Raw genomic sequence first — 21,363 nt, 5'->3', positions numbered from 1 at the left:
TGCGGATCCATATCAGGCAACGTTGTGTGATGCATCAGTTTGTGTGCTTTTATTAGATGATGAACGATACGAGCCAATAACAATGATGATGGCCACAACGACCCCGACAGCCCCAATCCAGGTAATCGATGACAATGATACACTGCTGACCGCGATGCCACCAATACCTGCTCCAGCGGCCATGGCTAGTTGCATGACCGAACTATTCAGACTAAGCATAATCCCTGAGGATTCGGGAGCCATCGTCACGAGATTATATTGCTGAGTTGGACCCGAAGACCATGCGGCAAAAGACCACAAAATCAGAACAAGCAAGACAGTGAGATGAGAGCTTGCCGTTATATTCAGCAGGACCAGACTCACGATATGCAGTGTCATGCCTGTGATTAACGTCCGTTTGACACCCCATCTGTCAGCACTGAATCCTCCTACTTTTGAACCAATCAGACTAGCTATGCCGAATGCGAGTAAAGCCGAACTGAGCAGTGCTTCGCTCATTCCTGCAACGGTTACGAGATAAGGTGAAATATACGTGTAAGCAATGGAATAACCACCTAACCAGAAAAATGTCACGAGCAGTGCTAAACCAATTCGTGGCTGTTTGAGCAACGATAGTTGTTTCTTCAGTGGAACAGATGCTTCCGCTTTTGAAGGCGGAATGGTGGCCGCAATAACCAGCATGGCGAGAATGCCGAGAACGGCTATACCTGCGAAAACAAGCTTCCAATCCCATGATGAAGCTACAAGCCTTCCTAGCGGAACGCCAACAATCAATGAAGCGGTAAAGCCAGTGATTACTGTGGCAATTGCACTAGCTTGTTTGCCCTCGGCAGCTATTTGGGAAGCGACTGTTAACGCCGTGACAACAACGACGCCTGCACCCAGAGCCATCAAGACACGTGCTGCGACGAACAGACCATAGCCCGGCAACAGATAAGCAAGTACATTCGCTAGAACGAACAGACCAAGGAAGTACAGCAACAGCCTGCGACGATCCCAGCGCGAAGTCAGTGCAATAATGACAGGTGTACCAAGCGCATATACGAGCGAAAAAATCGTAATGAGTTGCCCGGCAGCGATCAAAGAGATATTCATGGTATCTGCAATGCGATCCAAAATGCCGGCAATGACATATTCGGACGTTCCTACAAGGAAACTGACCAAGGCAAGAACATAGATTTTGAGCGTAGAAGACATGGATACATAACCTCTTTCTGTTCATAATTATTATAATTCTAGAAATATAGAAATAAAGACGAGAGAACAAGGCATGAATCTGTGAATGCAAATCATATGTGAAATGTAACCCATCTGCGAATGGTGATGTAACAACTGAGATCCTGAAGATTGGCATAAGCATAAACTTATGTGACCTCATTCTACAATGATAATTGTTCACTGTTTCGATATTTCTAATTATATAGAAATATAACTTAAATTTTTTATTTATTTAGAAGATAGGGAACATACTTCTGTGCGGTCTCCGTGTTCAGGCTGTAGTAGATATACGTACCTTTCTTCTGTGAGGTGAGCAAGCCGCAATCGGACAGCTGTTTCAGGTGATGAGACAGAGTTGATAGGGCAACGGTAACAAGGCGACTCTCCAGATCGGCAGGACACAGGTTGCTTTCGCCCGATAGAATCTGAATGATTTTATAGCGTGTATGTTCACCAAGTGCTTTATGAATTTTGACCACTTGTTCAAGTTCATTCGGGTTTGGTTGCATCATCATCCGTCCTTTCGTCTTTATTTCTTATTTCTAGTAATATAGAAATACAGTATCATATGCCATTTGAAAAGTAAACTCTCGGACGAAGATTCTTCCCCCGAGAGTGATGTGAGTTGTATATAGTTGTATATTACCGTTCCAGGGAATCAACATAGTCTTTGGCTTCCTTCAACGAAAGACCTCTGGCCTCGCGCAGTCGTTTGATCGCCATAATTTTTTTCCCTTGTTGTATAAGTGCAAGCAGCTCCAAATCCAGATCAGTTTGACCCGGTGGGCTTGTGTGTGAAGGAGATGCTTCCTTCGGCGACAAGGTGTAATTGTAGTCGGAGCGTGGGCTGGCGATTGCGGTTGAACCATTCTCCAGACGCTCCACATCTCTTTTCAATTCATTCAATTGGCGTTGCAGGCTGGTAACTCGGATCAATACTACTAGGATCAGAAGCGACAGAACGATCCATATCAAGGTGTTCATTTCCATGATGTCATGTGCCTCGCTTTCATGTATTCCTTATTAGCCATTATTTAAGTTGAACCGGGATTTCCTTGACACCACGAACAATCATGCCAGGTCTCCATTCCAGTTCATTCACATCTGCCTGAAGCTGCATATTTGGAAAACGATTCAGAAGTGTGCTGACTGCAATCTCACCTTCCAGACGAGCAAGCGGGGCTCCGAGGCAGAGATGAATGCCTTTGCCAAAAGCCAGATGTGAACTTTTTTCGCGGGTAATGTCGAAGATATCAGCATCCTTAAACTGCTGTTCGTCCCGGTTGGCGGAATCAAGCGCAACGATGACAAGTTCACCTTGAGCAATATGCTGTCCACGGAATTCAATATCTTCAAGAGCCCAACGGGATGTGCTGAACTCTACCGATCCATTATAACGCAGCATCTCTTCAATGGCATTGTGAATAAGCTCGGGTTGCTTGATCAGCAGTTCGCGTTGCTCCGGATGCTCCAGCAGGGCGAGAATGCCGTTCCCGATGAGATTAACGGTTGTTTCATGACCGGCAATGATTAATAAGGAGACCACGCCAAGCAATTCTTGTTCAGTTAACTGCTGCCCGGATTCTTCTGCAATGACGAGCTGGCTGATCAGATCTGTGCCCGGGTCTTGGCGTACTTTCGCGAACCAGGCCGTAAGGTAATCCGTAAATTCCTTCGAATGCTGCTCAAACAGCTCAGCGCTCTCCGCTGTGGAAGCGTCGATTACCGTATTGGACCATATGCGGAATTGGTCACGATCCTGGGCAGGGACTCCCAAAATTTCACTGATAACAATGATGGGCAGCGGGAAAGCAAAATCATCGATCAGATTCATTTTTTCCTGTGACGGGAGGTTGTCCAGCAGTTCATCAGCGATGTCCTGAATATGGCTTCGCATGTTAGCGACCATTTTGGGTGTGAATGCTTTCTGCACAAGTCCCCGAAGACGTCTATGATCTGGCGGATCGGAGAATAACATATTATTCGAGAAAATGCTTTGATTTTCAGCGCCATAACGTCGGACCATGTCTTTGCTGAAGCGAGGATCTTTCAAAATCTGGACTGCATCCTCGTATCGGGTAATAATCCAACCGAATTCTCCATGTGGAAACATGACTCTGAAAACAGGCTCATCTTTTCTTAACTTTTCATACACCGGGTAAGGGTTATGTGTGAATTCTTTGGTAAAAAACGCTGGCTTTGAGGATTCGTTTATTTCATTCGGTTTCAAATGCAAAATCTCCTCTCATATTCCTTCATATGTCTGCACCTTCTATATATTCAATACGTAGGCTTTTGAAACCTTGTTTTTGGTCCAGGTGAATGATTGAGCAGGAAAATAGAGGAAGATGGAAGAAGACATGGTAGATAGAAATGATTAATATGCTTGGTAAAAATGAAAACGAGGTGAACGCTGACATGTCTTACACACAACTTCCTTTGCATCAACACCGGATTCCGGCAAGTCGAATGGTTCTTGGCTGTATGCGTTTTGGGGGCGAATGGGACGGGTTTCCCATTACTTCAGATCTTGTCGTGGAGGGTCATCGAGCGGTCGAAGCGGCTATCGAAATAGGGATTAATCACTTTGATCTGGCGGATATATACACACGTGGTAAGGCAGAGCATGTATTGGGGCGAGTCTTATCCGAAACTCCTGGCTTACGTGAACAGATCATTATACAGTCGAAGTGTGGTATACGTCTTGTGGGTGATGATGAAGGACCGCAGCGTTATGACACTTCAGGTGCACATATCCTGGCGAGTGTCGACGGTATCCTGGAACGGCTTGGCATCGATTATCTGGACATTTTGCTGTTACACCGTCCTGATCCACTAGCCCATCCACAAGAGATTGGAGAAGCACTGGCTGAGCTGCATCATTCCGGTAAGGTACGCCATTTTGGTGTGTCCAATATGGGGTCTGAACAGATTCACCTTCTTCAACTTCATAGTAAAGTACCTCTGATTGTGAATCAGTTGGAGATGAGTCTGGACAAAATTGGATTCGTAGAAGCTGGTGTGACGGTGAATCGCCCCCAAGCCAGAGACAACGTATTTCCCTATGGCACGATGGAATATTGTCAGGCAGAACATATTCAACTGCAAGCTTGGGGTCCCCTTGCTCAAGGTCGATATACGGGCAGGGTCGTCGAAGGGCAACGCCCGGAGATTGCGCATACGGCTGGGCTGGTTGATCGAATGGCCAAGGAGCGTGGGGTGACACCGGAATCTATTGTACTGGCTTGGTTAATGAAGCATCCAGCAGGGATTCAGCCAGTCATTGGTTCGATTCGACCAGAACGTATTCTGGCCTGTCGTGATGCAGCAAATATGGAGCTTACCCGTTATGAGTGGTACGAGCTGTATTCCGCTTCATGCGGGCGTAGGATGTAACTAGAGATATCAGAGGATTGCTTCGTTTTGATCGAAAAATTAATAGATATTGTGTGAAAGATGATTGTAGAAGAAGACACGGTTGCTGAGCTGTGTCTTTCTTTGTGATATCTGGCCTCATTTGGTTGAAACACAATATGGAAAGTGTAATGATTCCTATGATCATATGACCTACACTGCGAATGTACTAGTCATAAGCATGCTCTTTTGCTCGAAACCCGTGTGTCGAAACGACTATAAGGATAATTCAACTTCATATTTGTGCTAGAGGATATGTCCATGGGCTTAGGAAGAGTGCTGATAAGAAGGACGTTTCAACCATTTTTATCGTTTTACCGGGTAGATGTCAGGGTGCTGTGATAAAATGATAGGAATAAGAACATACGATCTGTTTATGTGAGAGGAGACACCTTGACGATGGAGATGCTTAAACCACCCGCCGAGACATTATACGAGGTTGAATTACGTGCACTGCGAGAAGAGGATCAGGGAAAACGTCCCCCGAACTGGCTGTTATCTCCCGCCTATGTGCGTGATTTTATTATTGGCAGGGATAAGCCAGCGCTATGGAATGGAGAAGAAATCCCGATTACCCGCAAATTTTATGGCAATGACGTGTTGATCGAACGTGCAGTAGTCACTTTGGCAGGCAATCGGGGATTAATGCTTGTGGGAGAACCCGGAACAGCCAAGACCATGCTTAGCGAACTATTAACCGCAGCGATCTCCGGCACCAGCCTGAACACGATTCAAGGTACAGCAGGTACGACGGAAGACATGATCAAGTATTCATGGAATTACGCCATGTTGCTGGATAAAGGCCCTTCGGAAGCGGCGCTTGTACCATCGCCGTTATATAACGGAATGAAGAAAGGCATTCTTACCCGATTTGAAGAGATTACACGTTGTCCCGCTGAAGCGCAGGATAGTCTGATCAGTATTCTCAGTGACAAGGTTATGAGCATTCCCGAACTGGATGGCGGTGTACTGTTTGCCCAGCCGGGATTTAACGTTATTGCTACAGCCAATATTCGGGATAAAGGTGTTAACGAAATGAGCGGTGCCTTGAAACGGCGGTTCAATTTTGAAACGATCAAGCCCATTCATAACGTGAAGATGGAAGCCAAAATTATTGAATCCCAGGCAAGAAGCCTGTTATTACATAGTGGAATTGATATTGAAATTAACCCGGATGTGGTTGAATTGCTGGCTACAACCTTTATGGAACTGCGCACCGGCATGACACGGGAGGGCTACAAGCTTGATACACCTCAAGCCTCTATGAGTACAGCAGAAGCGGTGTCAGTCTATGTCCAGAGTGCGATGACTTCCTATTACTACGAAGATAAGGCTATTGCGCTGGATCGATTAGTGCAGAACATGCTAGGGACCATTGCGAAGGAAAACGACAAGGATCTGTCCATTCTCAAAACCTACTTCTCCAAGGTTGTTAAAGAACGTTCCAGGGAAGAGGGAATATGGAAGGACTATTATGAGGAGAGAAAATGGATCGGTTAACAGCAGTTCTGGACCCTGATGTTGATCAGTTACAATCCTTGTTCAAGTCCCATGTCTATAACCTGAGTAATCATACGGTCTATTACCCAATACGACACCACAGTCCTGTATGTTCATATCACTTGTTACGATTAATCGAAGAGTACAAGCCGGATATCATTCTGATCGAAGGACCAGAGAGCGGTAATCCATTCATTTCGGTTCTGAGTGATGAGGCAACCTTGCCTCCTGTCAGTCTGTACTACACCTATGAGAGTGAGTTGCAGAGAGAAGCCTGCTATTATCCGATGCTTCGTTATTCGCCTGAATATGTGGCCATGAAAGAAGCAAAACGACTGGGCATTCCGGCGAAGTTTATTGACCTGGACTACCAACATTTCTCCACTCATGCATCCAAATCCGGCCAGATAGAGCAAAAGGAGATCTCCATCCAAGACGAAACCTTGCTTGCAGGGTCGGAATTTATCAACCGATTGTGCCAAAAAACAAACTGTCGCAGTTTTGATGAATTGTGGGAAAAGGTGTTTGAGATTGGTGGACTGGAGAAATCTACTGAGGAATTCGTGCAGGATGTATTCACGTATTGTACGCTATCCCGAATGTGTTATTCCACGGAACGATTACAGTCTTCAGGTGATTTGGCAAGAGAAGCATATATGAAACAACGTATTCAACAAGCGGTACTTGAGCATGAGCGTGTGCTTGTCATTACCGGTGGATTTCATACTTATGGACTGTTGATGTCAGAGAAACATGAATCAGAATTGGAACAGCCAGAAATGGATAAACAACATGCAGAACAACATTTGGATGCACAAGGTAAACCAGGTAGGTCTCCACACAGTGCGTTTGATCCAAGTGCGGTTCACCAACAGATGTACCCGATGGTCTATACCTTTGCTGAAGCAGATCGGCTTAATGGATATGCAAGCGGCATGCCTTATGTGAATTATTACGATCAGATCTGGAACCAGCTGCTTCGCAAGAAGAGTACACCATACAATCTAACGGCTCTGGACTTGTTATCTCGGCTGATGCGCAAATTACGGGACGGTCACGAACATGTATCAACCAGTGATGCAATTGAGGCGTACAGTATGATTCAGGGCCTTGCCGGTCTTCGGGGTAAAAGGGAAGGCGGCGTGTACGAGTTGATGGATGCAGCACTCTCTTCCTTTGTGAAGGGGGAGCTTACCTTGGCTACCGATAAACCGTTGCAAGAGCTACAGCAGTTATTGACAGGAGACGTCATTGGAAGCGTGGCTCCCAATTCATTCAGTATCCCCATCGTGGAGGATTTCAAGGCGCGTTGTACAGTCTACAAATTGCAGATTCGCACAACAGGACAACACAAGAAAGTGCTGGATCTGTATGCGAAACCGGAGCATCGTCAGATCAGCCAATTGATTCAATGCATCACGTATCTGGTTCCAGAATTCGCAAAACGGCAATCGGGGCCAGACTGGATCGCAGAGCGTGACATGAATCTGGTTCGTGAAACCTGGGTTTATATGTACTCTTCCCGCATTGAGGCCAGATTGATAGAGAACTCCCTTTATGGCGGAACGCTTGCTGGAGCAGCCACACGCAAAATGGAAGAACAAATGCAGGAGATCCCGGATCATCATAGCGGTGAACTTGCCGGGCTCATGCTTCAAGCACTGCTCATGGGACTTCAGAACACAGCAATGAAGCTCTATGAACAGGTGCGCTCGGCGCTGAGAACCGACGGGAATTTCCTATCCTTATGTAACAGCTTGCAAGTCTTGAACCGAATTCATCAACACCGCAGGTTGCTGGGATTATCTGACGAGCAACATCTCCCTGACCTGGTATCCGAAGCTTATAGGAACGCCGTGGACAAGTTGTTGCAGCTCTCCAGAGCCAATCCGGATGAACATGAAGCCATTATTCAGGGACTGAAGCTGCTAGCCATGCTCGCGGAGTCATCGGAGGCGTATTTTCAGGATGAGACATTCCGAATTCATCTGAATGAGCTTTTGTCTGATCACCAGCTTCCTGCACAGCTGGAGGGTGTGTGTGTGGCTATTTCCTCAGGGCTCGGCGACAGGCCCCGAGATGAGATTGTTGATCGTGCTCGCGGGTATATCCATGGTACACCGGATCAGACCCGTCAAACGGCATTTTTTTTACAGGGCGTATTCACAGTCGCACGTGACGCTTTTTTATATGAAGATCAGCTCTTATCCGAGTTGAATGTGTTGATTGAAAAGCTGTCATACGACGACTTCATCAGCATGGTACCGGAATTAAGGCTGGCATTCACTTACTTTACACCAATGGAAACAGGCTTGATTGCTGAACGGGTGGCAAGTCTGCATCAGGTTGAACCAGTGGAGATGTCAAGACCTGCGGTTGATGAACAGATGCTGATCCAGTCCAAAGCATGGGACGAAGCGCTTCGAAAGGAGTTTGCCGCATGGAAGCTAATATGAATGAAGCGAATCGGAGCGCGGGCGAACCCAGAGTAATCAAGGAAAGTTCCAATCTGGATGGAGGCAAACGAGGGGAGCATCCTTCTGCTGAAACCTTAAATCGCTGGCGTCTGATTCTTGGTGAATCGGCCGAAGAAGGGCTGTGCAATACAGACCAATACACTTCGAGTGAATTTCAATATACGGAAATGGATGAGATTCTGGGCTATCTCTACAACCGTGAATACGGTGAAGAACAAGGTTACCGAAAAGAAGGAGGACGCGGTGCGTCCAACCTGACTGTACCGAAATGGTTACACAAGGTCAGGGACCTATTTCCCAAACCAACGGTAGAAATATTGGAGAAGCAGGCACTCGACCGCTATGGACTGACTGAATTGTTAACAGACAAAAAGCTGCTTGAGTCCCTTGAACCCAACATGAATCTGCTCAAGAACATTATGCAGTTCAAAGGACGGATGAAAGGTGAGGTGTTAAAGAGCGCCAAAGAGATCGTGCGAACGGTGGTTGAGGAACTCCGCAGCAAGCTGGAATCTCAGACTCGAGCCAGTATCATGGGTAAGCGCAGTCGTTATACTTCGAGTTCAGTACGATCCTTGCGCAATCTGAATTTCAAAAGAACCATTACCAAAAATTTGAAAAATTATGATAAAAATAAGCGCAGATTTGTGATTGATCGCCTCTATTTCGACGGGAATATACAACCTCATAACAAGTGGAACATCATTATTGGGGTGGATGAAAGTGGCAGTATGCTGGATTCAGTTATCTACAGTTCGGTGATGGCCAGCATCTTCTATCGCTTGAATGCGCTGCGCACGAAATTATTCATTTTTGATACGCAGGTGGTTGACCTGAGCGACAGACTGGAGGATCCCGTAGACGTGCTCATGAATGTTCAGCTCGGCGGGGGCACACATATTACCAAAGCGTTGCGTTACGGCGAGACGTTAATCGATAATCCAGGCAAAACGATCTTTATTCTGGTCAGTGACCTGGAGGAAGGTTACCCAATCGCGCAGATGTACAAAGCCTGTAAAGATATCATCGACGCAGGCTGCAAATTGCTGGTTCTCACTGCGCTCGATTTTAACGGAGATTCAGTCTATAACCAACATGCCGCACAGACGTTGACCAATATGGGCGCACATGTAGCAGCAATTACCCCAAACGAGCTTGCGGATTGGATTGGCGAGATCATCACTTAAATTCAAGGAGGAATGTGTAATGCTTACCACAGATCGTGCAGTAGAAACTTTGGTGGAGAAATTCGCAGTAACGTGTTCAAACGAGTATTCATTAAAAACAGATCGAAGCTCCGAGATTATTGATTATGTCTTGGGAACGACAGACAAGTTCCCGGATATGTTGGGAAATTCGAGTCATTATGTGTATCAGACGATTGATCTGCTCATGAAGCTCGCCAAAAAAGAGGACGGAGACATCTTTTACCGTGCCGGGGCTATTGTGATATATCTGGAATCGACTTATTCCAAAAGAAATACATGGAGAACGGATGCCTTTACCATCTGTATGGGAAATGATTCTGAAGCCTACGGCTTAAGCGGGAAGAGCAAAAGTTCTGATCGCATGGGCGGGTTGTTGGCCAGGTTGGAGAAGATCCAACAGTTTGCGGGCGAAAACGAAATTCTGGCTGAATTGAAGAGCAAATTAAAACGTGCCCAGTGGCTTTTTGATTCCAAAAAAGCGGACAGTCAGGGGAATTATCGGGATGTCATTAATGCATTAATGCTCCTGCAACTATATTCGAAGCTAAGTGATACCTCTTCTCATGCAGAGGTTGAATCTGCTGCGCAATCGTTGCCAGCGTTGTTTCAACATGTGATGGCGAATGATCCTGATCAGTTGCGGAATGAGCTACATACGTTGATCGAACCTATAGTGGTCAGTAACATTCAAGGGAAGCATAACGGCTCTTCCCAAGAATTAAAAGATGAATTCCTCAAGCAAAAGCGTAGTCAGCTCATAGCTGAGCTGTATCCCAATACGTCTTTCTCTCCTAAAGAGCAATGTTCACACGCTGTATTCCATCAAACGATGGTACTGGTGAGCAGTGCCTTGCTGTACCTGATTAATATTAGTGGAGGCAAACAACGGTTTCTTGATGCAAAGAGTGAGATTGGGAATGTTTTGCTTCACACCCTGCATCAGTTACATGAGATTTATCCACTTGAAGTTCGAAGTTACTTGCTGAGTATGGACCCGAGAGCAAAGAGTCCCAATGATCTGCTTGCTGGACTTGTGCCTCTGGATGAGCCTTATCAGTTGGTTGAAATGCTGAGAGACGAGCTTAATATGTATACCATATCCTGGAACATGCTACGATCCGCGGTCACGAATCATCCTGAACAAGCAATTCGAGCTTACGAGTTGATCAAAACGCCATTCCTCAAACTTTGCATTCAAAAATTCATGGAGGATCAGGGATTGGAGCTGCCCAATGCAGAGGAGTCATTGGAGCAAGCAGTATTCAGCGCTTTGCGGCATCCATTGGATGGGGGGCGCCAGGGAATTGCGATTGCAAGATACTTAAGTGGGGAAAACACCCTTGAGGAATATTGGCAAGACTCGAATAGTCGTGCGTTGTTTAATCAACTGAATCGGGACAAGAAGCGTGTTCATATTCTCATCAGTATTAGTTTTCTGCCCTTGGAGTCGGAAGCAATGCGCAGATTCGCAATCCTGACCACTCATCCCGATTGGACGCTGGATATTGTCTCAGACATGTATAATTCATACGCGTTTAGTGGAGAGAAACTGCTTCAACGTTATGGACAAGATCCTGAGGTGCAACGTGAAAAATTGCTGACCAGCCTGATCTCTCTCAATGGCATGACCGACTACAGATACAAAGCCATGCCACATGACGAATACCGCCGAATCATTCAGCAGAATCTGGACTATGCACTGACACAGTACAAGAAACTGCCAACGGATACGCGCATTTTAATTCTGGAGATTACTTTTGAACAGCGTGATGAGCTCTCGAAGAAACAACTGTCCGAAGCGATTCGTGCCGGACTGCAGGATTCGTCCAAGAAGGCCAACGGTGTGGCGTTAGCCGAATTCAATCGGATACCTGATCAGGACTTGTATACACTCGTATACCTTTCGGAGAAAAAAGTGGGAATCAAAGAGATGGCTCTGACCGCAATCCGCAGTTTGGAAAACAGCAAGGAGCTGTACGGTGAGCTTTTGAAGAAGGAGAAGGCAGCCGATTGGAAGAACCTGATTCAAATTCTGCTCGATACCGCGGATCTGAGCCCGGAGTATGCCCATGCTGCGCTTGCTGATCAGGCAGATAGCAAAAAGCTGTCCAGACTAAGCTGGTTGTCCCTGAAAGATCTCCCTTCCCTGATACGGACAGAGGATAATGAAAAGGTAGATGACCGAATTAAGCTTTATGTGCTGGTGCAATCCTTGGATCATACATCTGGTCCCAATGAAAGGTTAAATGAATTACGGGACTACGTAAGTGAGGCATCGCTCGCTCGTTTTGCAAGTGAATTGCTTCAGGTCTGGATTCAGGAAGGTGCTCCCGCGAAAGAGAAGTGGGTGATGTATGTTTCAGCACTCTTTGGTGATATTCAGATTGTAAATATTCTGGCTCCGCAAATTAAGGAATGGACCGAAAACAGTCGTGGTGCGATTGCAGCGGATGCTGTAAAAGTGCTCGCTTATCTGAAAGATCCATCCGCTCTTATGGCGATTGACAAGATCAAACGTGGTGTGAAGAACCGCCAAGTGAAAGGTGCAGCTGAAGAAGCATTGCAGCTTGCAGCTGATAATATGGGACTTACCTCGGAACAATTGGAAGATCGGTTGGTCACTACACTTGGTTTTGATGAAAAAGGGACCATGCAGCTGAGTTACGGGGAGCGCTCCTTCCTGGTTAAGGTGAATGGAGACTTGCAAGTGGTTGTACTCAATGAAGAAACGGGCAAATCCGTGAAGAGTCTGCCTGCTCCTGCACAGAAAGACGATGCTGAACTCGCAGCACAGTCCAAGGCACGTTTTACGCAGCTGAAAAAAGATCTCAAATCCATGGTTAACATTCAGGCGCAGCGTCTGGAAGAATCATTGTCCAAGCAACGTCTGTGGTCTGCCGATGAGTGGAAATCTCTGTTTGTTGATAATGTCATCATGCAAAAATTTGCTGTTGGTCTGATCTGGGGAACGTATGAGGATGGCGTTCTGATCAGCACGTTCCGTTATATGGAGGACGGCACCTTTAATTCCGTGGATGAAGATGAGGTTGATCTGCCTTCAGGTGCACAAGTGGGACTTATACACCCATTGGAACTGGATCAGGCGACGCTTGAAGGTTGGATAACGCAGTTGGAGGATTACGAGATCAAGCAGCCGTTTGAACAACTGAATCGTGAAATTCATCAGCCTGAAGATGAGGACAAGACCAAGAATGAATACGATCGTCTACCTGAGTCTGATTTCTCACCAACGTCTTTCCCCAAAGCACTGGAGAAATACGGCTGGATCAAGGGGCCTGCACAGGACGGCGGCTGGTATCATGAATTTTATAAAGAGTACGGAGATCTTGTTGCGGAATTGCAATTCAGTGGTACGAGTATTACGTATTACGAAGGATTGGATGACATTACCCTGGAATCCCTGCATTTCTTCAAACCGAATAACAAGCAATATTATTACTACGGTGACAACAAACCCATTGCTTTGGGCAACGTTTCAGGTCGCGTATTCAGTGAAACGATCTACGATATTTTGAGAGCAACGGGGCGTTGATAACGTGAGTGCGTTCAAGGAGAAATTCCGGATTTTTTCGAAGCTGTGTGCAGAGGATTATCTGATCCGTTACGCCAACAAGGGATTGTACAAAAGGTCTTTGAAAGAGTTGGACAATGGTGTAACTGTAAGATACACATGGAATGAATCATCCGTGAGCTGCGAGTTAAGTGATGGGACACAATGTACGCTTGAGGATACGCTGGATCATTGGAATTGTTCCTGTCCGTCAGAGCATATCTGCAAGCATGTGCTGATTGCAATTCTATATGATCAACGGAAACATTCGTTAGAGGATTCGATCAGTGTTGACGAGAAGCAAATGCCAGATAAGGACTCAGGGATATCGGAAAAGAATTCCTTGGACGTATTAAAAGGTTTAACAGTACCAGACTCTGTGTCAAACGTAGGATCAAATAGGGATGATTCAAACGTAGTTTCGCATGGAGCATCTCGTGAGATCGAGTCTCGTTTCCGCTGGATGACGGAGTCTGATCCTAGCGTGTTAATTAAACCATATAGTGCCTCCATGATAGAGGAAGTTGTATTCCGCTTAAGGTACCCTGAAGAGGTGAAGATCATTGAAGATTCACTTCTTACGGTACAGCTGACAAGCCAGAACATGGAGGTGTCTTTTACTGAGGAAGCCAGTCTTGCGAAAGCTCTTTGCAAGGTGCCGCAGACAGCCGGAAAGCTGGCCAAGCTTGAAGCATTGTTACGGTATCGTGCACTAAAAGGGCTGGATGATACGGATGCATTAAGTGGACGAGTGTACGAAGCCAAGTTTTCTTTGCAGACCGTGCAGGAATGTCGCATGATGCTGGCAGGATTGTTGAAGACGGGACTGGCCCGTCTTCCGCAGTCCTATATGGCACAATTGGAGACACTGGCCATTGCTGCCCATAGTGGCAACCTGCCTGACATCGAACGCAGTCTGCGAGGGATTCAAGGCGAACTACAGTTGTTTCTCAACAGACATATCCGTTTCTCCATGCAATCCATGCTGGATCGGGTAAGCAAGCTGTATCTTGCACTCCAGGCTCTTGAAGAGAAACAGGTGTCAACCATTCAACAGAGTCAGCTCATTGGCAGTTTTCGAAGTAAATACTTTACGGTTCCTTCACTTCACCTATATGGACTGGGAGCCGATGCATGGGAGACACGATCCGGTTTCCGTGGTATCACCTATTACTTCTATTGTTTCGATGATGGGGAAATCTACACCTATAGCGATGTACGTGCTGTGTATTATGATGATCAGCAGTTCTCATATACAGAGCATTATGGTGCATTTACACCATGGCTGCCTCATGTGACCTTTCGTCAGTTCGTGGGTGAAGAAGTTCAATTCCACTCCGTGAAAGTGAATGAAGAACACCGGATTTCCTCCGGAGAAGGCGCCAAGCTTACCATTTTGCCACGTTCGGGCGTGGAAACGCTGAATATGGGCAAAATCATGCAGGATGCATCGTCTGTACTTCAAGAGGAATCGCGAACATTTGACTTATTCACTGCGCCTAGAGAACGACTGGCTGTGATCAAAGTTGCTCGAATTGTGGACCATAGCTTTGTCAAACAAACGCAAGATCTTGTCCTAAAGGTTGAGAGTGCCGATGGAGAACTACTGACACTCACTCTCCCGTATTCAACAGATTGGCAGACCATGATCCAAAGACTGGAATCAGGATATGGTTCCCAATCCCTTGAACACTTCTATGCGTTCGTGCGTGTGGAATCAAGACGGATTAGCCCAATCAGTTTCCTGAAGGGTCAAACGGTGCTTAGTCTTAAACTGGATATCGGGAATGGAAGGATGGGAAGACTTGGAAGAGCATAATCAGTTCATGCAAAGAATCAGCAGCTGGTCTGAAGAGTTGCTCCTGCGGGGGGGATCCCAGTTTGCGATCCGAGATATTGAAGTTCTTGAGCAGCTGGCAGCGGAATCCATGCGTTTGCAGATGAGTTTCCTTCACGAGTTGTTAAATCACATGATCAAGGAAGGGCGTAGCGTGGCTCTGGGACAAGGTAATGAAGAGATGCTGTTATTTCAGTATTGCCGTCTCACGCAATATGTACAGCTTAGTGTGCAAGAAGAGACGTGATACTGGATAATAACCGCGAAGCGAAGGCACATGAAGCGATATAATGTAGAAAATAAGATATAGCATAGAAATAAGAAGATTTGCAGAAGGCCACAAGGTCACTGCAAATCTTTTTTATCGTGGAGTAAGATTAAATGAATTACATGTCATATCCCAATTTATGACGCATACCATTAGGCGAATGCGGTCATAAGGGAGGAAACTGAGATGTCCATGAGCGAACCGCTGTTAACGCAAATTGTGAATCAACATATTCCGGCTGGTGCAACGGTCGTCACTATTGATAAACCTGTTCAACATCAAGCAATCTATGCGGCAGATCTTACCGGTGACGGTATGCCGGAGATTGCTGCAGTCTATCAGTTGAATGGTGAGCTGTATTTGCTCATTCTGAAATTTGTTCAAGGGCATTGGATCAAGATGGCACTAATTAAGGGATTGGGTTATGGGGTGACTTTAATGACTGCTTCCCCTGTAACTTCAACGGCAAGGAACAATCTCATCATTGGTTGGCAGATTGGATCTATTTGGTCTAAGCTTGCTGTATATGAGTGGACTGAATCAGGGCTCAAAGATCTGGCGCCTGACGATCTATATTATAGCTATGCAGAGATTATAGATATGCCTGGTCCGCATGGTCGAGATGGTAAGGTGGAGATTGCACTCTGGATTCATGACACAGGTGAAGCCTATCGTGTAGAGATTATCCGATGGCAGAACGGGAAATGGGTTCCTGCACCGGACGTATATGCAACCTATTATCCCAAAGTGGTGCAATATTACGAGCAACTAACCCAGCAATATCCTGATTATATCTTCTACTGGTATTACCTTGCGGATGCTCAGTACCATGCAGGTCAGTATCCGGCAGCACTCGTTTCCGTTCAGAAGGCACTCCGTTTCCCGGAAGCGTATCCTTCCAGGGAAGTACTACAGGAACTGGAAAAGAAAATTAAGCAGGCGATGGTCCCCATAAGCCAGGCTCGGGTAACAACATGGTTATACCCCATCTCAATTCGAACCACGAATGGGACGCGTTGGGGGTATATGGATGCCCAAGGTCACATTCGGCTTGAGCCAGTTCTGGATGACGCGCAAGCGTTCCAGCCCAATGGATTGGCTGTGGTTGTGAAGGATGGTCATGCCGGCGTAATTAATCTTCAAGGGAAGTATGTCGTTCAACCTGTATACGATTCCATCAATTCCTTTTCTGAAGAACGGGCGATAACCATTGATTCTCAAGGATTTAAGATGATTAATGAACAAGGCACAGTTCTGATCAAACGGGCATACCCGTATATCTCGAATATGAAGGACGGCCGAGCGTTGTTTTACGATTCCAATCCTGGTCAGACAGATGGAACGGTGAGTCTGTATGGTTATCTGGATGCTTCGGGCAATGAGGTGATACCGGCACAGTTCACATCAGGGAATGATTTTCAAGATGGCAAAGCGGTTGTGCAGATCAAAGATAATGAATATGCGCTTATTAATCGCAATGGACAACGACTCGCTACTTATCCCTATGCCTATGTGGGACCACTGGGGGATGGACTGCTTGCTTTTCAAAAAGAGGCTTCTGGCAAATATGGGTATATCGACGAACGGGGGAATATTCGCATTCAGCCCAAGTTTTCATCGGCATTTCCTTTTAGTGGCGGGCAAGCGATTGTTAATACAGCGGAGGACTACAAATCGAACTATGGTGTCATTAATACGCAAGGATCATTTATTATTCAACCCGCGTATAATGATATTCGCGAATTAGGAGAGCATCGTTATGCGTTAGGGCAAGCCATTCATCCGGAGCAGCCTTATATTGGTTCTGTATACGCGATTGCAGAGATTAATGGCAGAAGGCTTACGGATTTCATATATCGCGATGTAGGCAATTATACACACGGTCTGGCATCTGCATCCGACGGAAGACAGACCTATCTGCTGGATCGGAGTGGAAGACCTGCTGCTGGATATCCCCATGTAGAAGGTTCGGGTACGCTGGAGGTCGTGGCACCAGATCTGATTAAAGCCTATGTAGATCAGCGCTTATCATATGTGAACCGGGCAGGACAGATCATTTGGCGGCAAAATACAATCGTTCCACTTCATCCGCCGTACCGTGTACGCGAAGAGAAGTACAAACCGAACAGGGACTACCTCGTATATTATCCGCAAGTGGAAGGATTAATGAACCAAGCGGAGCAGCTTGCGCTGAATGCCAAGTTGAAGGAGCTCTCACAGGTTAAACCAATCCCTGCCGATCAGCAGCTAGATTACACGTATACAGGGGATTTTGATATCACGTTCTATCAGCAGCAATTATTGCAATTGCAACTCACAGGTTATAACTACCCGGCTGGTGCAGCGCATGGTATGCCTACGATGATCTATGCGATTATTAATCTGACGAACGGTCAGTTGTATGAGCTGAAAGATTTATTTAAACCGAATAGTGACTATGTCAAAGTGTTAAGCCAGATTGTGGGGGATCAGATCAAAAATGATCCTCAATACTCTTATGTGTTTCCAGACACTTATACGGGCATTAGTGCGGATCAGCCGTTTTTTGTCACAGCGGATGCGTTGCATCTTTATTTCAATCCATATGATATTGCACCTTATGCAGCAGGGTTTCCAACGTTTACGATTCCGTTTGTGCAGATCAAAAATATCATTAATACAGAAGGTTCGTTCTGGAAAGCTTTTCATAGTTGATTGAGGGTACAGCCAACATTTTAACGAAAATATACACTAAGGACGTTAAGGCGCAAAGACAGCGGATTTTTCCTGCTTTAAGCAAATGCCCGCTGATACTTAGCGTATAAATTAGTCAAAATGTTGGCGCTACCCCATATAGAGCTACTATAAATCAAACATTCCAGCCTTTACACACATCAATCCACTCTGAATAACTAGAGTATTTTTCTAATTGTTTTATTGTAAGTTCAATAGCACTATTGCTACTCCCGCAAGCTGGATAGATTGTCTCAAAACGTTTTAGAGATATGTCCAGATAAACAGAAACATCATTTTTGATAGCAAATGGACAAACACCTCCAATGGCATGACCAACCATATCCATGGTTTCATCAGGAGAAAGCATTTTTGCTTTTGTTTTGAAATACTCTTTGAATTTTTTGTTATCCACTTTTGCATCCCCGGCAGCAACTACTAAAACAGCTTGTCCATTCACCATAAAAGAAAGTGTTTTTGCGATTCTCTCTGGCTCACAACCTAATGCAGATGCAGCCAAATCCACGGTTGCACTAGATACTTCAAATTCGATAATTTGAGAATTCATACCATATTGTTTAAAAAAATCTTTTACTTTTTCAATTGCCATAATCACCACACCTCATTTTAAATATTTTCTAGATGATCACAGATGAAACTTGTCTATGTTCTTGGGTAAAAAATCATGTTGTAAATGATACATGGTTCCTGATAGAGATTATTATAGGAATGAAAAACATTAGCACGGAAGCGGAGTGCTTGATTTTCTTTTAAAACAATTTTTTTTGTGTTGACTACCATTTCTAACATACCTTGTACCACAAAAATATATTCTTCCACACCATCAAGGTGTCTTTCAGATGGATGGTGACATCCAGGATCAAATTCGATATAAAATATTTCAACGTTACGGGTAGGGTCAAAAGGGAAAACAGGAAATGCTCTCATTTTTCCATCATTTTCAACGATAGCGTCTTTGGACCGTGTATCAACCACACTGCACTCATCTTCTAGCTCTTCCAATAATAAAGATAAAGGAACTTTTAAGCCGACTGCGATTTTCCAAAGAGTTGTAATCGTTGGTGAAGACTGTCCTCTTTCAATTTGTCCAAGCATAGGCTTACTTACATCAGTCAGTTTAGAAACATCTTCAAGTGTAAGATTTCTAGTTGCTCGTATTTCTTTTAACCGTTCTCCAATAGTTAATACTGGCGATTGCATTGCATCACTCCTTTTGTATGTTATAACATTTTAAAATATAGCATAACATACAAGCAGTTGGATTCAATAGGCGACAGTTTAATGATATAAGTAACCGATTCTCATATTTATCCATAATAAATGGAAAATATTACGGGAGTTAAAGATCAAAAAAGTCACATTTGTCTATACAATAAAAAACGAAAATTTTCTCCGACAACACTTTTTTTGCTTGGCGAGAATGTAACTACTTCACCATTCATTCTCAAGTTAAGCGACGAGGTCATCAAATATGATGCGAAATCTGCAGAGTGGAAACAAAAGCTGGAGGCGGTTGTACATGGTGAATCCTTTGCCGTAATTGAGACATATCCAAACAACCTGGTCATCTATTCCAATAAAGGGGCAGCTGAGATGTTATACGGTGAATGGGGCCTGAAATCTCTAATGTCGATAATTAAACAATTATTCGTACACAGCGATGGGGAGAATGGAGCTTATGGACCGCCTAGGTACGATGATTCTGGAAGGGCAAAAGTAGTCGTTGAGTTATAAAAATATAAACAATGGATTAACTTTAACATTTAACAGAACCTAATAATGCCTATGTGTAATTGTGTAATTTGTTCAAAATCATGTAACTTGAACGGTTCTGGCTGCGTTTTAGACATTGGGGTGATCTGATGTTGGTGAACGCGGTTCAACGTTACATGGTATTAGGACTGATATTTATCGGGATCTTCTTTACAGCACTCATCGTTCTTGAGAGGATTGAAGGGTACCATATTACAACGACAGAGTATTACGGCATACGTAATCTAGGGGGCTTGATATATATTTTGTCGCTTATCCTGGGATTCGGTCACTATTTAGTCGCTTTTTATGTTATTATTCTTATCCCGATCTCATGGCTGCTGCGGAAATATGTATGCTTTCCTATGATGAGAACTTTCATCTATATGATTGGGTTTGGATGGGGCGGGCTGTGGGTTTTTGATCTCATGTACAATCCATATTTCGTGAATGGATACCATCTGAACCGAATGACATCGATATGGATATTTGCCATCGCCGGTTTAGTCTATGCCATTGTGGAGAATAAGATTTGGCGAAGAGGGCAGATGCAGAACGAACAGAAGGCTACTTAACAAATGTTGAGTAGCTTTCTTGGTTTACATAATTATTATGGTGTTTTTATTGGAGACTCAGAAGCTAAATATTAGAAAAGATAAGAGTAAGTAGTGTGAACAGAAGTTAAGTTAATTCGAAATTTGTTATAAAATTCACAAAGGTTGCAATTAAAATGAAATAGGAGTTTTATCGTGAAAAGGTAAAATTTTCTGTTATACTATTTGAGTTGTGTACATAAAGTTAGATATTTTAATGAAGGGAGTTCAGGAAGTAATTTAGAAATTTAGTTTAAAATTGTAGTTTGGAGGAAAACATTTTGTATAAAGCAGGTTTTTGGATTAGATTAGGAGCAAATGTATTGGATAGTCTTATTATTTCAATTCCGTTAGTTATTATTGCAGGTGTGCTTACGGGTAATTTTGATACGGATGAACCGATTGCCAAATTACTTAGTGCGATATATTCAATTTTATTACCAGTTTACTGGTATGGCCGAACCATTGGAAAACGTATATGTGGAATTCGAATCCGTAAATACGATACACATGAACCGCCAAAAATTGGTACGATGCTGATGCGAGTTGTTGTGGCTGGACTTGTGTATGTAATAACTTTGGGTATCGGAGTTATTGTGAGTGCTTTTATGGTTGGTTTGCGTGAGGATCGACGTGCGATTCATGATTTTATTGCAGGAACAGAAGTAGTCTGGGATTAAAACGAATGCGTATGAGAATTGGCTGTGCAGGGTTAAAATCACTGTGCAGCTTTTAAATCATTAGTACTGTTTCACAAAACTCGTATTTTGTACATATGTACGACACTTTATT

General features: G+C 44.6%; 17 protein-coding genes. 11 read left to right on the top strand and 6 right to left on the bottom strand.

Annotation, left to right across the window (positions count from 1 at the left end; all coding sequences use genetic code 11):
- Positions 1–12 precede the first annotated feature (12 nt).
- The 4 genes from MKX40_RS16775 to MKX40_RS16760 form a co-directional block, all read right to left on the bottom strand.
- Positions 13–1,197 (bottom strand): MFS transporter, encoded by a 1,185-nt coding sequence (locus MKX40_RS16775; protein ID WP_339234191.1) that lies wholly within the window; start codon positions 1,195–1,197, stop codon positions 13–15.
- A 245-nt stretch (positions 1,198–1,442) separates the two neighbouring features.
- On the bottom strand, positions 1,443–1,730 hold the full coding sequence (locus MKX40_RS16770; protein ID WP_278294764.1) for a metalloregulator ArsR/SmtB family transcription factor: 288 nt from the start codon (positions 1,728–1,730) through the stop codon (positions 1,443–1,445).
- A gap of 130 nt (positions 1,731–1,860) precedes the next feature.
- Complete coding sequence (locus tag MKX40_RS16765; RefSeq protein ID WP_339234189.1) at positions 1,861–2,208, bottom strand: ribosomal protein L7/L12; 348 nt, start codon at positions 2,206–2,208, stop codon at positions 1,861–1,863.
- Between the two features lie 40 nt (positions 2,209–2,248).
- A complete protein-coding gene (locus MKX40_RS16760) occupies positions 2,249–3,448 on the bottom strand; it encodes a cytochrome P450 (protein WP_339234187.1) in 1,200 nt (399 codons plus the stop codon).
- A 188-nt stretch (positions 3,449–3,636) separates the two neighbouring features.
- Between MKX40_RS16760 and MKX40_RS16755 the strand changes: the two genes are divergently transcribed.
- The 8 genes from MKX40_RS16755 to MKX40_RS16720 all read left to right on the top strand — a co-directional run bounded on the left by MKX40_RS16755 (position 3,637) and on the right by MKX40_RS16720 (position 18,187).
- The gene (locus MKX40_RS16755) at positions 3,637–4,614 is read left to right on the top strand and encodes an aldo/keto reductase (RefSeq protein ID WP_339234183.1); all 978 of its coding nucleotides are present in this window, start codon (positions 3,637–3,639) and stop codon (positions 4,612–4,614) included.
- Positions 4,615–5,031: 417 nt separating this feature from the next.
- Positions 5,032–6,132 (top strand): AAA family ATPase, encoded by a 1,101-nt coding sequence (locus MKX40_RS16750; RefSeq protein ID WP_339234181.1) that lies wholly within the window; start codon positions 5,032–5,034, stop codon positions 6,130–6,132.
- Positions 6,120–8,588: a DUF5682 family protein gene (locus tag MKX40_RS16745; protein ID WP_339234179.1), complete on the top strand. Its 2,469-nt coding sequence runs from the start codon at positions 6,120–6,122 to the stop codon at positions 8,586–8,588. Before MKX40_RS16750 ends, MKX40_RS16745 begins: the two co-directional genes overlap by 13 nt.
- Entirely contained in the window at positions 8,573–9,796 is a 1,224-nt protein-coding gene (locus MKX40_RS16740; RefSeq protein ID WP_339234177.1) for a VWA domain-containing protein, read from the top strand. The genes MKX40_RS16745 and MKX40_RS16740 overlap by 16 nt, the downstream gene beginning before the upstream one ends.
- 19 nt (positions 9,797–9,815) lie before the next feature.
- Positions 9,816–13,370, top strand: coding sequence for a DUF4132 domain-containing protein (locus MKX40_RS16735; protein WP_339234174.1), 3,555 nt, complete (start codon positions 9,816–9,818; stop codon positions 13,368–13,370).
- A gap of 4 nt (positions 13,371–13,374) precedes the next feature.
- Positions 13,375–15,207 carry a hypothetical protein gene (locus tag MKX40_RS16730; protein WP_339234171.1) on the top strand — a complete coding sequence of 611 codons (1,833 nt, stop codon included), beginning with the start codon at positions 13,375–13,377 and terminating at the stop codon, positions 15,205–15,207.
- The gene (locus tag MKX40_RS16725; RefSeq protein WP_339234169.1) at positions 15,194–15,472 is read left to right on the top strand and encodes a hypothetical protein; all 279 of its coding nucleotides are present in this window, start codon (positions 15,194–15,196) and stop codon (positions 15,470–15,472) included. Before MKX40_RS16730 ends, MKX40_RS16725 begins: the two co-directional genes overlap by 14 nt.
- 207 nt (positions 15,473–15,679) lie before the next feature.
- Positions 15,680–18,187 carry a WG repeat-containing protein gene (locus tag MKX40_RS16720; RefSeq protein ID WP_339234167.1) on the top strand — a complete coding sequence of 836 codons (2,508 nt, stop codon included), beginning with the start codon at positions 15,680–15,682 and terminating at the stop codon, positions 18,185–18,187.
- A 154-nt stretch (positions 18,188–18,341) separates the two neighbouring features.
- Here the strand turns inward: MKX40_RS16720 and MKX40_RS16715 are convergent, their stop codons facing one another.
- A complete protein-coding gene (locus MKX40_RS16715; RefSeq protein WP_339234164.1) occupies positions 18,342–18,815 on the bottom strand; it encodes a YbaK/EbsC family protein in 474 nt (157 codons plus the stop codon).
- Between the two features lie 53 nt (positions 18,816–18,868).
- Positions 18,869–19,426, bottom strand: coding sequence for an XRE family transcriptional regulator (locus tag MKX40_RS16710; RefSeq protein ID WP_339234162.1), 558 nt, complete (start codon positions 19,424–19,426; stop codon positions 18,869–18,871).
- A 207-nt stretch (positions 19,427–19,633) separates the two neighbouring features.
- On the opposite strand from MKX40_RS16710, the gene MKX40_RS16705 reads away from it, so the two are divergent.
- The 3 genes from MKX40_RS16705 (at position 19,634) to MKX40_RS16695 (ending at position 21,251) form a co-directional block, all read left to right on the top strand.
- Positions 19,634–19,960, top strand: a complete 327-nt coding sequence (locus tag MKX40_RS16705) for a hypothetical protein (RefSeq protein WP_339234159.1) — start codon at positions 19,634–19,636, stop codon at positions 19,958–19,960.
- Between the two features lie 128 nt (positions 19,961–20,088).
- Positions 20,089–20,553: a hypothetical protein gene (locus MKX40_RS16700; RefSeq protein WP_339234157.1), complete on the top strand. Its 465-nt coding sequence runs from the start codon at positions 20,089–20,091 to the stop codon at positions 20,551–20,553.
- Between the two features lie 284 nt (positions 20,554–20,837).
- Positions 20,838–21,251: an RDD family protein gene (locus MKX40_RS16695; protein ID WP_339234155.1), complete on the top strand. Its 414-nt coding sequence runs from the start codon at positions 20,838–20,840 to the stop codon at positions 21,249–21,251.
- Positions 21,252–21,363 lie beyond the last annotated feature (112 nt).

It is taken from the genome of Paenibacillus sp. FSL R5-0517 (genome assembly GCF_037974355.1).
In the GTDB taxonomy this organism is placed as follows: Bacteria; Bacillota; Bacilli; order Paenibacillales; family Paenibacillaceae; genus Paenibacillus.
The sequence above is the reverse complement of the archived record's forward strand: the minus strand, read 5'-3'. Positions and strand labels throughout refer to the sequence as shown.